The following is a 16,807-nucleotide window of genomic DNA, read 5'->3' as shown; positions in this document are numbered from 1 at the left end:
ACAGTTTCTGCATCGGTATTTCCCAATAAGTGGTATCTGACTTGTTACGTACTAATTGCCCTAGCAATTCTGGCTAAGGGGCCTGTGGGAATTGTCATACCAGCGCTGATTATTGGCAGCTTCGGGCTGTATTTAGGAAATTTTCCACAAATTTGGCGAGAAATGCGTCCGGTGTCGGGAATCTTGATTATTCTGGCGATCGCCGTGCCTTGGTTCGTTCGGGTTATTTTAGCCAACGGTCAAACTTATATTGACAGTTTTTTCGGCTATCACAATTTCCAGCGTTTTACTGAAGTAGTCAACAAGCACTCAGCGCCTTGGTATTTTTACTTTTTTGTAGTGCTGCTTGGTTTTGCACCTTGGTCGATTTATTTGCCGGTGGCGATCGCCCGCACCCGTTTTTGGCAGCGTAGTTACTGGCGCCGTCAACCGCGAAGAGATCAATTAAGTTTATTTGCCCTATTTTGGTTCGGCTGTATCTTTGGCTTTTTCACGATCGCTGTCACCAAATTACCCAGTTACGTATTGCCTTTACTGCCCGCCGCTGCCATTTTGGTAACGCTGCTGTGGAGCGATATTATTGCAGGTAACGAACCCAAAACCAGGCCGGGAAAGTTAGAAAAAAAACCGAATTCTTTACCGCGAGGGCTGTTAGTCACATACATTTTCAATGTCGTATTTTTACTAATTATAGCCGGAGCAACTTTCTACTGCTACCACTGGCTGGGAGACGATCCAGCAATGCCCAATTTTCCGCAAGCACTTCATCAGTCGGGATTGCTGATTGTGGGCGGTGCGATTTGGATAACTACTGCATTGGCGATCGGGCTTTTGCTCTGGAAGCGAAAACAGCGCTGGATTTTGGTTGCTAACTTCATCGGCTTAGTAGCATTTATCATTTTTGGTCTGACTCCCGCCTACAATTTGGTCGATCTCAACCGCCAGTTACCTCTAAGACAGTTGGCGCAGGTTGTTGTGCAACAAAAACTGCCGGGGGAAGAGTTTATTATGGTTGGTTTCTGGAAACCGAGTCTGGTTTTTTATACCGAAGAACCCGTGACTTACTACCGATCTCTCAAAGGGGCGCTTGATTACCTTAAGGAATCTAAAAACTCAACTTCTCCCTCTATTTTGTTGCTGGGATATCCCGAGAAATTTGTGCAATTAGGATTGCAACCAAATCAATATCAATTGTTGGACAGTCGGGGCGCTTACCAACTTGCCAGGGTTCCGAGAACAGCATTTCGATAGTATATTTTGATGCGAGTGCGGTGAGCCGATTTATCTGATATTTTGCAGGGCAATCTCCCGTGGTTGCCCGTGAATCGGTCGATGGTGCGTCTAGGACTGTAAAAGCTATAATCTAGTCACTACCTAAAACCCGAAGCTCGGAGCCTATAATGGTTTCAATTCTCAACAAACCCTCCTCGTTAATCCATGAGATTTGCCTTGAAAAGGTCGATCGGTGGAAGTTGTTCAAATTTAGTGAATCGCTCCAACAGCGTATGGAACAATTGTTAGAGAAGAAAAAGGTTGATCAACTAATGGCAGAAGAGGTAGCGGAACTCGACGCCATTGGGGAATTAGATCGCATCTTTACCCATATCAATGCAATGATGGTGGCTCAAGATGTCGATCAGTGATCCGACGAGACAGGCGGTTCGAGAAAGAGCTAGCTATTTATGTGAATACTGTCATTCCCCAGAACGTCTGAGTGCGAATCGCTTTACCATCGATCATGTTATTCCACGGTCTCTAGAAGGTTCCGATGACATTAGCAACCTTGCCTTAGCCTGTCGTCGTTGCAATGAGCGACGCTACAATTTTGTGGCGGGGGTTGATCCAGAAACCGAAGAAATCGTTCCTCTTTTCAATCCTCGTCGTCAAAAATGGGCTGAGCATTTTGTATGGGTAGAGGGTGGGGTAGTGATTCAGGGTGTGACGCCAACAGGACGAGCTACTTGCACCCGTCTCGATCTGAACGATATGCGCTATCCAGAGGAAGATTCTATTCGAGCAACCAGGCGATTTTGGATACAAACAGGGCTGCATCCTTCACCCAGCGATCCGTGTCAAACTTAACGTAGCAATTTTTGTGAAACGACTAAAGCAGATGAAACAACAATGATAAAAACTATCAAACTAAAATTTGGCAAAGCACCAAATCAACCGTCAGCAGAAATAGATACTACGCCTGTAACCGTATTCGTAGGACCAAACAACTCTGGAAAGAGTAAAGTTCTTTCTGAGATATATTACCTATGTACAAACGGTCAGCTAAACTCAATGGATGTCATTTTGAGTGAAATTGAGTTTAATTCATTTACATCCGATATGGCAAAAAAAAAGGTAGAAAAAATAACTCTCAGACCTCAGTCTAATGAACCGCTAATGCCTGACCATATTATAGTTGGCAAGGGAGCCAACAGAAATATGATAAATGAGCAGGCACTTTTTTCGGCACTTCAAAATACAAAGAGCCAACTTCATGTCTTTTGTAGATTCTATCTTGCATTTAATACGTTGATTCTGGATGGCAGAAATCGTATTAACCTCGTAAATCAGCAGCCTGCTGGCGATCTTCAACAACATCCTGACAGTAGCTTTCAGGTTTTATTTCGAGACGATGATAAAAGAAAAAAAGTCAGACGAATTATTCATGAGGCATTTGGATTACACTTTGTTGTAGATCCCACTCACTTAGGACATTTGAGGCTCCGTTTATCATCTCGTCCTCCAAGTACAGACTTAGAAGAACGTGGTATTCATTATGAGGCTTTACAGTTTCATTCGAGTGCCAGTCTTGTTGAACAAGCCAGTGATGGTGTAAAAGCTTTTACGGGAATAATCACAGAAATTATCGCTGGCGATCCTGCTGTTCTTTTAATTGACGAACCTGAAGCATTTTTGCATCCTTCTTTAGCATTTAGTTTAGGGAAGGAAATTGCTCTTACTAGCTCAGAATCTGAGAAACGGATTTTTGTATCGACGCATAGCCCATACTTTGTCATGGGCTGCATACAATCAGGTGCGCCAGTTAATATAGTTAGATTGACTTACCGTGGAGGAATTCCTACTGCACGGGTTCTTGCCAACAAAGACATTTTGCCGCTGATGAGAAATCCTCTATTACGCTCAACAAACGTGATTAGCGGATTATTTTACGAATTTGTTGTAGTTACAGAGTCCGATGCCGATCGTGCTTTTTATCAAGAAATTAATGAACGTCTACTGCGGTATCAGCCAGAACTTGGGATTGCCAACTGCTTATTTATCAATGCTCAAAACAAGCAAACAGTTAAGACAATAATTAAACCATTAAGGGAACTGGGCATCCCAGCCGTTGGTGTCGTCGATATCGACATTCTGAAAGATGGGGGACAAGTTTGGACTGGTTTCTTAGAAAGTAGTTTTGTCCCCGAATTAGAGCATCAGTCCTTGGCTAACTTACGTCACGCTATTAAACACAAATTTGATGGGAAAAATATGAAGCGTGATGGCGGTGTAGAGATCCTCTCTGACGGGGATAAGGAAGCAGCCAATAATCTATTTGATAAACTTGCTGAGTATGGAATTTTTGCGGTCAGGGGAGGAGAGTTAGAATCTTGGCTTCCTAATCTTGGTGCAACTGGACATGGGCCAGCTTGGTTGATTGCTGTTTTTGAAAAAATGGGAGAAGATCCAGAATCAGTAGGTTATCTGATGCCATCAAACGATGATGTATGGTTATTTATTGGCGAAATCAAGAAATGGTTTACCAATCCGACCAGAAAAGGTATACCTTTGTAATCGTGTGGAAGATTATGCTCCCAATCAATGAAGCCCAGAAGCAGTTGCAGCAGTCGATCGCTCCCATGAGTCAGTCACTTCAACAGATCGCGATCGCAGGACAGACTAGCAATGCAGTGTTATTATCTGAATCTGACTGGGCATCGGTACAGGAAACATTATATCTACTGTCAGTACCGGGAATGCGGGAATCGATTAGAGAAGGAATGGCAACACCAATTGAAGAGTGCGATCGCCCTTGAGACTGGTAACTAGGCCGACCATACGTGCCATAATCAGCCATATTATTTGATGTGCGATCGCCCGAAACTATGGATGCGCTAATCGGCAAAAGTTTACAAGGTGGAAAATACACCCTCGAACAAGAACTGGGACGGGGTGGCTTTGGGATTACCTTCCGGGCCAATCACCGCTACTTAGGACAGCCCGTAGTCATTAAAACCCTCAACGAATCTCTGCGGCAGCAACCCAATTTTGCCGAATTCGATCGCAAGTTTCAAGACGAAGCGAGGCGGTTGGCTTCCTGCATCCATCCGAATATTGTCCGCGTCAGCGACTTCTTTGTCGAAGACGGACAGCCCTACATGGTAATGGACTACATTGCCGGTCAGAATTTGGGCGAGGTAGTCGGTGGAAACAATCCCCTCCCAGAAAATCTGGCAATTCTCTACATCACTCAAATTGGCGCTGCTTTGAAAGCAGTTCATCAAAAGGGTTTGCTGCATCGAGATGTCAAGCCACAAAACATTCTCCTGCGCCAAGATACCCAAGAAGTCGTGCTGATCGATTTCGGCATTGCCCGCGAGTTTACAGCAGGTGCAACCCAAAATCACACTAATATGGTGTCCGACGGCTACGCGCCGCCAGAACAGTATTTCGCCCAAGGAAAATATACCCCCGCCACAGATGTTTACGGTCTGGCCGCGACGCTTTATACTCTGCTCACAGCACAGGTGCCAGTGGCTGCAATTCTCCGTACGAGCCAGCCGATGCCTTCACCCCGCGACTTGCGGTCTCAAGTGAGTCCTGCTGTCAGTCAAGCAGTGATGCGGGGGATGACGGTAGAAGCTCAAAATCGCCCTGCTAGCGTGGATGAGTGGCTGGATCTGCTGCGCGGGCAGGGTGCAGGGTCGGACACTGGGCCGACGGTGGCGGTAATGCCGGGACATGGCGCTCAGTCGCCTGCAAATGTGAGAACAGCGCCTACTGTGGTGTCTTCTGGGGGCAGCAATCGCAAGATTTGGTTGATTTTGGGGTTCGTGGCGATCGCCCTGTTAGTTGCAGGTTTGGTCGGTGTTGCTAGGGTTTTCCTCAACCGGCAACCTTCCGAACCCGCACCTGTAGCGAAGGACGATCGCACTTCGACCCCCGCAGATCCAGACGCGCGCGTCAACCCCGCACCAATTCCCACTTCCACGCCCGCACCGGTTCCGACTCCCAGAGAAACTCCGCCGCCTGCTGCGGAAACTCCAACACCTTTCTCGCCTTCTCCAACACCCGCCCCTTCTCCAACACCAGCCCCTTCTCCAACACCCGCCCCTTCTCCAGAGGCTGTCGAACCCACACCAACAGAAAAACTTGTTGATAAAGAGTTGCCACCCGATCGATCGCCCGCACCCAGCGAACAACCGACAACCAGCAATCGGAGGAATCCCGCAATCCCCGGATATGCCGTTGGTACGCCAGAAAGTCAGATTTTAGCGGAATTGGGACAACCCACTGACTCTCAAGGTCGGGGCTATTGGCCCAATACTCGCACCGCACTTTACGAAATATTGCCGAACCGAATTACTCTCGGCTACATTTACGATCGCGATTCCGACAAATTAGTCCAAACAGAGGGTTCTTTTGCCCCGTCAGTGGACGATTTGGTAGTCAAAACCGCCTTAAACGGGATGGTGGGCGGCGCAAGCCGGGAGATTTTGCAGGGGTTCCGAGATGTGCAGCAGCGCCGGACTAATCGGTTTGCGTTTAGGAAGGGTTCGCTCTCAGGTACGATCGAACGCAACGAGCGCGATCGGATTTACATCGGCGTTTGGGACGAAAATTTGCATTAATCCAGGACGATCGACCTAAGTTCGGTGCGTCAGACTGAAATTATCTGCGTCAATCAGTGTTGATCCGCCTGAAATCTGCGGTGAATGTATCGATCGACGACTTGTGCAAAATCCCCAATCCAAAATCCCCAATCCAAAATCTTCAATCCAAAATCGATTGACGTTAAACAAAATATTCGCTATGATAAGAGAACACGAGGGGCTGTAATGGTTTCGACAGGGTGGCGAAAGCTGCTCCGTGATGCAGGTCGAGAGGGAGTCTACTCTCGCTAATATCGGCTCAAACAAAATAGTAAATGCGAACAACATCGTTCCTTTCGCTCGCAAAGCCGTAGCTGTAGCCTAAAAACTTCTTGAGCTTGGTTTAGAGTGTATGCCGCTTAACTCCGTTAATAGCAGCATAACAACCCCCAACGGATGCCCTAGCTAAACGTTTCTAGTCGTCTAGCCGGGAAAGCAATCACTAGAAAATCCCCCCATTTGGGATAAAGATGGTTCCCTCCCCAAGGATTAGAGGGGATAAACCTGTGAACGATCGGAAGGTAAATACCCATTTTGGACGGCAGTTCGATTCTGCCCAGTTCCATCTCAAAGGTGACGTAAAATCAATGGTTTAAGCCGTTTGAAAGTCGCTTTACAACATTAAAAGGGCCCAGAGTTAACTCTGGGCCCTTTTGTTTGGGCTATATCTCGCTCATAGGACTAAACAACCACGGGTAGTCCAGAAACCGGGTTTTTGCCAAAATACTTCGTTACAGATGGCAGAAACGCATAAAAACCCGGTTTCTTTGGTATTTATGCGTCTAGCACTAAACAGCCAACAGCCAACAGCCAACAGCCAACAGCCAACAGCCAACACTCAACCATCAGTTACCGCTCATTAGCCAAACTAGGATCTCAGATAATTAGAACTTTACCCCGTCCGTGCGTTCTGTGGGGCTGTCGGGCGATATACTTATAGGCGGTAAAGCATTAAAAATCTTTACAAAGACCCGCTCCCTAAGCCTGCTCCTACGAAGGACTGGTGAAAAATTATATGGCGATCGCTCATTGATCTGGAAACATGAACCCAGGAATTGACTTACAAGGAAGTTTCGTAGAAGCCCTGATCGATTTGGGCTTACCGGCGGACATCGCCCAAGTGCTTTGGCTACCTTTGCCGATGGTACTGATGGTTGTCGGTGCTGTATTCGGGGTACTGACAAGCGTCTGGCTGGAGCGGAAAATTTCCGCCGCAGCTCAGCAGCGGATCGGCCCGGAATTTATCGGCCCTCTGGGAGTGCTAGCACCCGTTGCCGACGGGCTGAAGTTGGTATTCAAAGAAGACATTATACCGGCAAAAGCTGACGCGCTGCTGTTCACGCTCGGGCCGGTCATTGTCGTGATTCCAGTGTTTTTGTCCTACTTGATCGTCCCCTTCGGAGAGCATATGCTGATCGCCGACATGGGGACAGCAATATTTCTCTGGATTGCTCTTTCTAGCATTCAGCCGATCGGCTTACTGATGTCGGGCTACGCTTCTAACAACAAATACGCCCTCCTCGGCGGACTCAGAGCAGCCGCTCAATCCCTCAGCTACGAAATTCCTCTAGCTTTGGCAGTATTGGCAGTGGTGATGATGTCGAACAGCCTCAGTACGATCGACATCGTACAGCAACAAGCCGGCTACGGCATCCTCGGCTGGAACGTCTGGCGACAACCCGCCGGTTTCCTAATTTTCTGGATCGCAGCCCTCGCAGAATGCGAACGGTTGCCCTTCGACCTTCCCGAAGCAGAAGAAGAATTGGTAGCAGGATATCAGACTGAGTACACAGGCATGAAATTTGCTCTGTACTACATCGCTTCCTACGTTAACCTCGTCCTTTCTTGCCTGCTAGTAGCAGTTTTGTATCTCGGCGGTTGGGAATCCCCGATTCCTGTCGGAGTCCTCACCAATGCTCTGGGATTGAGCGAAACGACCCCTTGGTTACAGGTACTTACTGGCTTGCTGGGCATTACAATGACCATGCTGAAAGCCTACTTTTTCCTGTTTCTGGCAATTCTGCTGCGCTGGACTCTGCCACGAGTTCGGATCGACCAATTGCTCAATTTGGGATGGAAGTTTTTGCTTCCCGTTGCTTTAGTTAATTTGCTATTAACCGCAGCTTTGAAGCTTGCCTTTCCCTTTGCTTTTGGCGGTTAATTGATAATAGGTAAAAGGCAGTAGCTAACACAAATTAGCTGTTAACCAATTACCTGTTATCAATTAGTAATTACCAAAAACTCAAGTACAGAGAGAGAACACAATGCTAAAATTCCTCAATCAAGTAGGCGAATACGCCAAAGAAACTCTTCAAGCTGCCAAGTATATCGGTCAAGGGCTATCTGTTACTTTTGACCACATGAGACGCCGGCCGATTACGGTGCAGTATCCTTACGAAAAACTAATTCCTTCGGAACGTTTCCGAGGCAGAATTCATTTTGAATTTGACAAGTGCATCTCCTGCGAAGTCTGCGTTAGGGTGTGTCCGATCAATTTACCTGTGGTGGATTGGGAATTTAACAAAGAAACTAAGAAGAAACAGCTCAAGCACTACAGTATCGATTTCGGGGTGTGTATCTTCTGCGGAAACTGCGTAGAATATTGTCCGACTAATTGTTTGTCAATGACAGAAGAATACGAGTTAGCTGCTTACGAGCGTCACGAGTTGAATTATGATAACGTGGCTCTCGGACGTTTGCCCTACAAGGTTACAGATGATCCGATGGTGACACCCATGCGGGAATTTGCTTATTTGCCTAAAGGTGCGATCGACCCCCACGAAGTTTCCTACACAGATCGCCGCGCAGGTCTCCGTCCAGAGGAAATTGTCGAAAAGTAGGTAATGGGGCATGGGGCATGGGGCATGGGGCCTCGCGGGAATAGTTAGTAGTTAGCGGTTAGTGGTTACTTGTTAGTAGTTTTTCAAATAACAAATAACAAATAACAAATGCCCAATGTCCAATGCCCAATTACCAATTACCAATTAGCAACTAACAGAGGATTAAAAATTGTGAATCTAGCCGAAGGGGTTCAACTTGTTTCATTTGGCATACTCTCTGTAATGATGATTGCCGGAGCATTAGGAGTAGTTTTATTCTCCAACATCGTTTACTCAGCATTCTTGCTGTGTGGAGTATTTACCAGCATTGCGGGTTTGTACTTGTTGCTAAATGCTGATTTTGTAGCAGCAGCGCAAGTATTGATTTATGTTGGCGCAGTTAACGTCTTAATTTTGTTCGCCATCATGTTGGTAAACAAACGAGAAGACTTCCGCGTAATTTCCAACGCTTGGGTGCGTCAAGTAGCAACCGCAGTGGTTTGTGCTGGTTTGTTTGCGCTTTTGGGTACGATGGTAGTGTCTACTCCTTGGGCGATCGTGCCGATAACAGGAGCACCGGCTGAAAGTTCGATTGTAACGATCGCCAAACACTTCTTCACAGACTACTTGCTACCTTTTGAATTAGCCTCACTGTTTTTGTTGATGGCAATGGTAGGAGCAATTGTCTTAGCCCGCCGCGATTTCTTTGCGGATGAACTGTCAAGCAAACAATCAGAAACACCAGCTTTCAGCTTGCCAGAACGGCCGCGCGAATTAGTTTCAGCAGGTGATGTTTCCTCACCCGAAACAAAGTAATTCTAGGGTGTTTGTGGCGCACCTAATTTTGCGTAGGTTTCGCCACAAGCACCTCATGGATTTATGCAAGAAGTCCGAACTGTCTGTTTTGTAGTAATTTTAACTGAAAGCAACTCAAAAAATTTATGCAACTGCAACTCCAGTATTTCCTGTTATTAGCTGCTGCACTTTTCTGCATTGGGATTTACGGTTTAATTACCAGCCGAAATGCAGTGCGGGTGTTGATGTCGATCGAATTGATGCTAAACGCAGTCAATCTCAACCTGATGGGTTTTTCCAACTATCTTGACCCCGTACAGATTAAAGGTCAAGTATTTACGGTGTTTGTAGTGACGGTAGCGGCTGCTGAGGCTGCAGTCGGTTTGGCGATCGTCTTGGCGATTTACCGCAACCGCAACACTGTAGACATGGAAGAGTTTAATTTGCTGAAGTGGTAATTAGTCATTAGTCATTAGTCATTAGTCATTAGTCATTAGTGACAAACTGATGCAGATTATACTCGTTACCAGGCTCTAGCCTGGTAACGCATACCCGGAGGCTCTGCCTCCCTTTCCCCAAACGAGGTAGAGCCTCTTGATCTAGATGGCGCTAGAACCTGGGAAGCAGTGAATTAATCAATAGTCATGACTCATCAGTCATTCGTGACAAACTAATGCAGATTAAAGACTGATGACTAGGGACTAAGGACTAAGGACTAATAACTAATGACTTCTAGTAATTTCCAGAGTAATTCTGCCGCCAAAGTCAGGAATCGGAGCGGCCGGTTTGGAGAGTTGGAGCTTAACTTTTTGGACTAAATGCAGTTCTAAAAGCTCTTGAACAATCGTATCTGCGAGTTTTTCTATCAATAAAAACTTCGAGTTTTTGACAAGCTGTTGAATCAGAGTAATTGCACTTCGGTAATCGAGAGTCTGTTCAATATTATCGCTTTTGCCGGCGGGCGATAAATCTAGCCAGAGAGTAACATCCACTTCAAACCACTGACCCAATACTTGCTCTTCAGGTAAATATCCCGTGTAGCCGTAGCAGCGAATTCCTGTAAGTTGAATACAATCCATTGTGAAAAAAACTAAAAGTGCGTTGCCTAACCAATTTGTATTAAACCAGATAAAGTTCTCTTTCTCTTCCCTCTCTTTTTTTGCCCTTTTCCTTCTCCCTCTGCGCTCTTTGCGCCCTCTGCGGTTCAATCACTCTTAATTCTATCTTAAATATCAAAACTGTTCTCCCTTCTCCAATCTATCCAGAAATTTCTCAGCAACTTCATACCATTTCCGCCTGATCGGTGCATCTTCGGGCTTTTCTGTCAATGTACGACCTTGTAATTCTGGATATTTATTGTAAAACAATTCATCTACTTTATTATAAAAAATATCCGGCTCGATGTTAAGATTTTTGCGGCGCTTGCCAATATTTTCTTGACGAGCGATGTCTGCATCTAAGGAGGGATCTGAAGAATGCGATCGGTCTGGAAATTTTGGAATTTCCGGTAATTTGGGGAGAGTCAAACCCGATTTTATCGCACTAAAAGCTAGAATACCCGGTAATAAAACAACACTTAAACTCCCTAGAATTTTCCAAGGAATTAACTTGAATTTGCTGGTGTTGTTGTTGATAATTTGATTGTTTTGGACAACAGGGGTATTGTTGTTGGTAGCTGTTTGAGTGCTGTATTTGAAGGGGCGACCGACAAAGTTCATTGTCACCATTTGGGAGATCATGCTGCCAATTTGGGATAATTTTGGGTCTTTGAGTGCTTCGCGGACTTCTTTTGCAGACTGGTAGCGATCGCCCGGTTGTTCTGCTAGCATCTTATCCAACACGGTTCCCAGGTTTGGACTGACGGTGACGTGCGATCGCCAATCCCAAGTTTTGTTATGGATATCGTACAATTTCTGAGGTTTTTTGCCGCTTAGCAACACCAAAGCCGTGACTGCTAAAGCGTACAAATCGCTAGCGGGAGTAACTTTTCCCAGTCGCATTTGTTCGGCGGGCGAATAACCTTGTTTGCCGATCGCAGTATCCGATTGTCCCCTAAACTGAAATAGGGCAGTTGCTGCGATTTGCTTGACTGAACCGAAGTCAATTAAAAATGGCAGTTTATCAGCAGTGTGCTGGATGATGTTGTCGGGGGAAACATCGCGGTGAATTAAATTTTTGGAATGAATGTATTCTAAAACGGGTAAAATTTGAAATAGCAGTTGAGTAACTTCAGCTTCGGTAAAATTGTTACCTTGCTGTTGGCGAGATATAAGTATTTGTTCGTAGGTTTCGCCGGGGATGTAGTCTTGGACTAAAAATAATGATGGATTACCGCCCAAATCGGTGCGAAGCAGTTCTCGAAAGCGGGGGATTTGCGGGTGTTGGAGATTGTAAAGCATATTCGCTTCGCGATCGAACAATTCGGCCGCTTTCGGGCTTTGAACCACGGGAGAAAATTCTTTGAGCACGCAGTTTTCGCCGTAGCGGTTGATATCTTCTGCGAGGTAAGTGCGCCCGAAGCCGCCGCGGCCCAATTCGCGGATGATGCGGTAGCGTTTTTCGAGGGTGGAACCAGGGGCGAGGAGGGATGAGTTTGACATAAACAACGGTGGATTGTTCGAGTTGAGGAGTCCCGGAGCACAGTATAGCTTATTTCAGCTAAGTTTGGTTGAATGGGAGGGCGATCGATCGTTTGTTTTCAGGATAGATGAAGGAGAAGAGACATTTTGCTTAAGAGCGAGTATCTTGTTTTAAACTATTTAATGCTGAGATAATATTTTGAGCTAATTTTAAAGCATAGTTGACATCTTTTTGTAAATTAAATATAGTATCTGCATAATCAGCTTTATTTCTAAGCTCTCTTAATCTACTTAAATTTTCCCCCGTTTTTATCATTTCTTTGTTTTTAGATTTGTGAAAAATGAATTCCTCAGCTACATATTGATGCTCATTGATGTTTGAACTGTTTTTGCGAGATAGTCGGGGGTCTTTTTCAATATCGCGCAAGTAGTTTCGCGACAAGCAGAAAACTGCATAGTAAGCTCTACTTATAGCAGAACGTAATTTAGCTTCAACATCGTCTGAATCGCTCGACAAAGCCGCTAACTCGGTTGCTAAATTCAAATACTCAGACAAATCAAATTTCATTTGATTCCCATTCTAGATTAATATGCAGCTTATTGTTAGTCACAGAGCTTACAGCTTCTATCCACCAAGTCTCATCCAGAATCATTAATTTATCAAAAGCTTCATCGACTTCGAGTTTAGTATAGATATTAATCCAAAGAGTTTGACTTCCGGCTATTTCCGGGTCTGTTTTGACTTCTAATTCTAATCTTTCGCCAGGAAATAGGGTGGTAATTTGATCGTGAGCTTCAATAATTAAGGATGTAATTGTTTGTTGATCGATGATGAATTTAAAAGTTTCCCGTGAATCGGGGATGGTGTAGAGGGTTCTGATCAGATTAAATGAATTAATTAAATCATCAAAGGCTTTGCTCTTGACACCTGCATCTTGAGTAATGGTCATAAAGCTAGATGGGGAGAGGAGTTTGACTGTTTAAATTATAGTCGATATAAATTTTATGCGTTAAAACATCACTTGGGACAGTTTCAGGGCTTACACATGGGGCTAGAAACCCGGTTTCTACGAGTTTTGCGTTTGGTAACGAGAAATATAGAAAGAAACCGGGTTTCTGAAATCGCGAGTGCGATCGATAATTTGTGAATCGGCAAATCGCGATCGGGGCGATCGCACTATTGTATCTTACAAGTCCCGATGAGTAAATTCCCGAGCATCTTTCCCGACATAACTCGCAGCAATATGACCGTCTCCAACAACTCGATACTTATAGGTAATCAAACCCTCTAAACCAACAGGCCCGCGAGGCGGCATTTGCTGCGTGCTAATCCCCACTTCTGCACCGAAACCGTAGCGGAAACCGTCAGCAAATCGAGTCGAACAATTGTGATAAACTCCGGCTGCATCGACTGCATTTAAAAAAGTTTCGGCCGCTTCGCTGTCTTCCGTAACAATCACATCTGTATGTCTCGATCCGTAAGTATTGATGTGATTAATTGCCTCTTCCACAGAATCTACTATTTTGATTGATAAAATCAAATCGCTGTATTCTGTAGACCAATCTGTTTCTGTCGCTTCGGCAATATTTTCTAAGATGCGGCGAGTTGGTTCGTCTCCCCGCAATTCGACTTTTTTGTGCTGCAAAGCTTGGGCGACAGCGGGCAGGAATTTGGGGGCGATATCCCTGTGAACCAACAAAGTTTCAATGGCATTGCAGGCGGCGGGATACTGAGTTTTAGCATCCACCGCAATCTCTACAGCTTTCTGAATATCGGCTGCTTTGTCTGCGTACAAATGACAAATTCCATCGGCGTGTCCTAACACGGGAATCCGGGTATTTTCCTGCACGAACCGCACGAAGGAATTAGAACCTCTGGGAATAATTAAATCTACGTATTCATCCATTTTCAGCAGTTCGATTGTTTCTTCTCGCGTGGTGAGCAACTGCACTGCTGCGGGATTAATGGCTGTTTCTGCTAATGCTTGATGGATGACTTTTGTCAAGATTTCGCAGGAACGGACTGCTTCTTTGCCACCTTTGAGAATAACGCCGTTGCCCGATTTAATTGCCAAGGATACTATCTGAATTAAGGCTTCTGGACGCGCTTCAAAAATAATGCCTAAAACGCCCAAAGGACAGGTTACGCGCTTCAGAATTAATCCTGTGTCCAATTCGCGGTGAATTTGCACGGCACCGATCGGGTCTGGGAGTTTGGCAACATCTCGCACGCCGGCGATCGCACTTTTCAACTTGCTCTCATCCAACTTCAGGCGATCGTACAGCGGTTTGGCAATCCCATCCGCCTGGGCCGCCTTGCAGTCAGCAGCATTCGCCGCTAGAATATCTGCAGCAGCAGCTTCTAAAGCTTTAGCAACAGCCTCAATCGCTTGATTTTTAGCATCGGCGGACAAAACTGCCAATTTTCTAGCAGATGCGCGCGTTTTTTGGGCAATTTCAATAATCGACATAGCAGTAAGTTTTAAATAGTTTTCGGTTTTGAGTTGAGAATTGAATCCCCACAAATAAATTTAGCGGGCGGTTTTCAATCTTAAAAAAACAGACGAAATTATATATTTTTGTTGAGACTCCTTACCGCGATCCGTACTGACAGGTTAAAACAGTGAAGTATTGATAAAATCCCACGGCGATTACCATTTGTCAATAACCTTTGGAGATTATTATGTCATCTCAAGCTCCTTTACGCAAGGCAGGGCGATCGCCCAAAGCCGGCGTTAAACTTATACAGAAAACTGGCGGAAATCTCGTTTTAGCTTCCGGCGTCACCATCACCCTGCTGTTTGGTATGGTGTTGGCGCTATCCCTAGCCTCAGTTTTGATTATCAACAGTCCCGATCCAGTTACCGGATTGGCGATCGCACTTCCCATAACTCTAATTTTTAACATAGCAGCTTTTTTTCTATCGCCTTACTTAATGGACTTAACCCAAAATTGGCTTTACAATACTCGCTGGGTTTCCCTAGCAGAAATTGAAAACCTCAGTCCCGAAACCGCGAAAGTTATTAAGAAGGTTTGCAAACAGAAAAAACTGACTCAGCCACGGTTAGGAATTATTGACGACCAAAACCCTACTGCTTTTACCTACGGTTCCTTTCCTAACAGCGCTCGCTTAGTCGTTAGTCAAGGTCTTTTCACCTATTTAGACGACGATGAAATTGCCACTGTTTACGCCCACGAACTCGGTCACATCGTCCACTGGGACTTTGCAGTAATGACTTTAGCTTCGACTTTGGTACAACTTACTTACTTAATTTACACAACAGCTCAAAGGCTCGGTCGTAAGGGCGGCGACAAAGCTAAAGATGCGGCGGGTACTGTAGCTGCTGTTGCTTATTTATTTTACATTGCAGGCACTTATTTATTGCTGTATTTGTCGCGGACGCGAGAATATTTTGCCGACCATTTTGCCGCCGAAACTACCGGAAATCCCAACGCTTTATCCCGCGCTTTGGTAAAAATTGCTTACGGTATTTTGGAAGAAAAACAAAGAGGAACGGAACCCAGCCGCTTATTAGAAGGAACTCGCGCCTTGGGCATTTATGATGCCAAAGCTGCAACTTCTACTGGTACCGCTTACCGTATTGCGTCGGAACCCCAAAAGATTGGGCGAGTGTTTTTGTGGGATATGTTTAATCCTTGGGCTTGGTGGATGGAGTTGAATTCAACTCACCCGCTAACTGGTAAGCGAGTTCGCGCTTTGAGCAATTACGCAGAACAATTGGGTTTGAATATTGAGTTTGATATGGGCAGAATTGTTGGGGAAGGCCGCAATTTGAGCAAGCGGAAATTGTACGGCAATTTTGTGTTCGATTTGCTGCTGTACAGTGCGGAAACTCTGGGCTTGGCGGTGGGTTTTGCGATCGGCATTTCGCTGTCTGCTGCGAATCCGATGATGATGATTGCTTGTCCTTTCATCGGTTTGGGCGCGGGAATTTTGCTCAAAGCTTTGGTAATGTTCCCCAATTACGCACAAGCAGAACAATTGGATGTTTTAACCTTAATGTCTGACCCTTATGCGAGTCCTTTGCGCGGTCAACCTGCGAAACTGGAAGGCGAATTAATTGGTCGCGGCGATGCGGGTTATGCCTTTGGTTCCGATCTCAAACTGCAAGACAAAACGGGAATGATTTATCTGCGCTATGCTTCTCGTTTTGGGCCGATTGGTAATTTTTTGTTTGGGATGAAACGGGTTAAAAGTTTGATTGGTATGGATGTTAGCGCTTTGGGTTGGTTCCGCCGGGGTGTCGCGCCTTGGATGGATTTGATTCGGCTTGAAAGCGATAGCGGTACGACGGTTAGCAGTTATCACCGTTTCTGGTCTTTTGTGATGGGGATTGGTGCGATCGCGATCGGTATTGCTTCTCTATTTGTGTCATTTCCAGCTTAAAAATATAAAGGATACTCCCAGACACAAAAACTCGATCTGTAGGGTGTGCAACGCGCACCTTACTATTGTTTTCTTTGAAAGGTTGTAACTGGTTACTGTCGAAGAGTCTGGGAACCCATCTAATATCAAATCCGGTAGCATCGGAATGATTCAGATATATATCCTCTCCCTCTGTGTACTCTGTGTACTAATAAGGTTAAATCATTCCGATGCAAGCGGAAACGACATAACGGCCGGAAAAATGATTGTTAGCGGGCGATTTTCTGTTTTTTTGAGGGGTATTTTTGATCGATCGTCGAAATATATAATTTAAATGGACAACAGCTTAATTGACCAGAT

General features: G+C 45.4%; 16 protein-coding genes, 1 other RNA gene and 1 pseudogene. 13 read left to right on the top strand and 5 right to left on the bottom strand.

Annotated elements, in window-relative coordinates:
- The 12 genes and pseudogenes from QUA01_RS23205 to nuoK form a co-directional block, all read left to right on the top strand.
- Positions 1–1,251 (top strand): annotated as a pseudogene (locus QUA01_RS23205) (glycosyltransferase); the annotation flags it as partial.
- 149 nt (positions 1,252–1,400) lie between these two features.
- Positions 1,401–1,643, top strand: coding sequence for a hypothetical protein (locus QUA01_RS23200; RefSeq protein WP_333092845.1), 243 nt, complete (start codon positions 1,401–1,403; stop codon positions 1,641–1,643).
- On the top strand, positions 1,630–2,082 hold the full coding sequence (locus QUA01_RS23195; protein WP_333092846.1) for an HNH endonuclease: 453 nt from the start codon (positions 1,630–1,632) through the stop codon (positions 2,080–2,082). The genes QUA01_RS23200 and QUA01_RS23195 overlap by 14 nt, the downstream gene beginning before the upstream one ends.
- A gap of 42 nt (positions 2,083–2,124) precedes the next feature.
- On the top strand, positions 2,125–3,789 hold the full coding sequence (locus tag QUA01_RS23190) for an ATP-dependent nuclease (protein ID WP_333092848.1): 1,665 nt from the start codon (positions 2,125–2,127) through the stop codon (positions 3,787–3,789).
- 14 nt (positions 3,790–3,803) lie between these two features.
- Positions 3,804–4,031, top strand: coding sequence for a type II toxin-antitoxin system Phd/YefM family antitoxin (locus QUA01_RS23185; protein WP_333092849.1), 228 nt, complete (start codon positions 3,804–3,806; stop codon positions 4,029–4,031).
- A 69-nt stretch (positions 4,032–4,100) separates the two neighbouring features.
- Positions 4,101–5,846 (top strand): serine/threonine protein kinase, encoded by a 1,746-nt coding sequence (locus QUA01_RS23180; protein ID WP_333092850.1) that lies wholly within the window; start codon positions 4,101–4,103, stop codon positions 5,844–5,846.
- A gap of 198 nt (positions 5,847–6,044) precedes the next feature.
- Positions 6,045–6,435, top strand: a transfer-messenger RNA (tmRNA) gene (gene ssrA / locus QUA01_RS23175).
- A 169-nt stretch (positions 6,436–6,604) separates the two neighbouring features.
- Complete coding sequence (locus QUA01_RS23170) at positions 6,605–6,730, top strand: hypothetical protein (RefSeq protein ID WP_333092851.1); 126 nt, start codon at positions 6,605–6,607, stop codon at positions 6,728–6,730.
- A gap of 179 nt (positions 6,731–6,909) precedes the next feature.
- Complete coding sequence (gene nuoH, locus QUA01_RS23165; protein ID WP_333092852.1) at positions 6,910–8,028, top strand: NADH-quinone oxidoreductase subunit NuoH; 1,119 nt, start codon at positions 6,910–6,912, stop codon at positions 8,026–8,028.
- Between the two features lie 103 nt (positions 8,029–8,131).
- Positions 8,132–8,707 carry an NAD(P)H-quinone oxidoreductase subunit I gene (ndhI, locus tag QUA01_RS23160; protein ID WP_265239374.1) on the top strand — a complete coding sequence of 192 codons (576 nt, stop codon included), beginning with the start codon at positions 8,132–8,134 and terminating at the stop codon, positions 8,705–8,707.
- A gap of 171 nt (positions 8,708–8,878) precedes the next feature.
- On the top strand, positions 8,879–9,502 hold the full coding sequence (locus QUA01_RS23155) for an NADH-quinone oxidoreductase subunit J (RefSeq protein WP_194070719.1): 624 nt from the start codon (positions 8,879–8,881) through the stop codon (positions 9,500–9,502).
- A 131-nt stretch (positions 9,503–9,633) separates the two neighbouring features.
- Positions 9,634–9,939 (top strand): NADH-quinone oxidoreductase subunit NuoK, encoded by a 306-nt coding sequence (gene nuoK, locus QUA01_RS23150; RefSeq protein WP_228042566.1) that lies wholly within the window; start codon positions 9,634–9,636, stop codon positions 9,937–9,939.
- Between the two features lie 264 nt (positions 9,940–10,203).
- Here nuoK and folB read toward each other — a convergent pair whose 3' ends face one another.
- From folB to QUA01_RS23125, 5 genes are all read right to left on the bottom strand, one after another.
- A complete protein-coding gene (gene folB / locus QUA01_RS23145; RefSeq protein ID WP_333092853.1) occupies positions 10,204–10,560 on the bottom strand; it encodes a dihydroneopterin aldolase in 357 nt (118 codons plus the stop codon).
- Between the two features lie 153 nt (positions 10,561–10,713).
- Positions 10,714–12,081, bottom strand: coding sequence for a serine/threonine-protein kinase (locus QUA01_RS23140; protein ID WP_333092854.1), 1,368 nt, complete (start codon positions 12,079–12,081; stop codon positions 10,714–10,716).
- A 130-nt stretch (positions 12,082–12,211) separates the two neighbouring features.
- The gene (locus tag QUA01_RS23135; RefSeq protein WP_333092855.1) at positions 12,212–12,628 is read right to left on the bottom strand and encodes a HEPN domain-containing protein; all 417 of its coding nucleotides are present in this window, start codon (positions 12,626–12,628) and stop codon (positions 12,212–12,214) included.
- Positions 12,618–13,010, bottom strand: a complete 393-nt coding sequence (locus QUA01_RS23130; protein ID WP_194070715.1) for a peptidase — start codon at positions 13,008–13,010, stop codon at positions 12,618–12,620. Before QUA01_RS23130 ends, QUA01_RS23135 begins: the two co-directional genes overlap by 11 nt.
- Positions 13,011–13,247: 237 nt before the next feature.
- Positions 13,248–14,531 (bottom strand): glutamate-5-semialdehyde dehydrogenase, encoded by a 1,284-nt coding sequence (locus QUA01_RS23125; RefSeq protein ID WP_333092856.1) that lies wholly within the window; start codon positions 14,529–14,531, stop codon positions 13,248–13,250.
- Positions 14,532–14,743: 212 nt separating this feature from the next.
- Here QUA01_RS23125 and QUA01_RS23120 point away from each other — a divergent pair, with 212 nt between their 5' ends.
- Positions 14,744–16,468: a zinc metalloprotease HtpX gene (locus QUA01_RS23120; protein WP_333092857.1), complete on the top strand. Its 1,725-nt coding sequence runs from the start codon at positions 14,744–14,746 to the stop codon at positions 16,466–16,468.
- The last annotated feature ends 339 nt before the right edge of the window (positions 16,469–16,807 follow it).

Origin of the sequence: Microcoleus sp. S36a_B3, from assembly GCF_036700745.1 — a bacterium.
GTDB lineage: Bacteria > Cyanobacteriota > Cyanobacteriia > Cyanobacteriales > Microcoleaceae > Microcoleus.
Note: the sequence above shows the minus strand (reverse complement) of the source record. Positions and strands in the feature narration are given on the sequence as shown.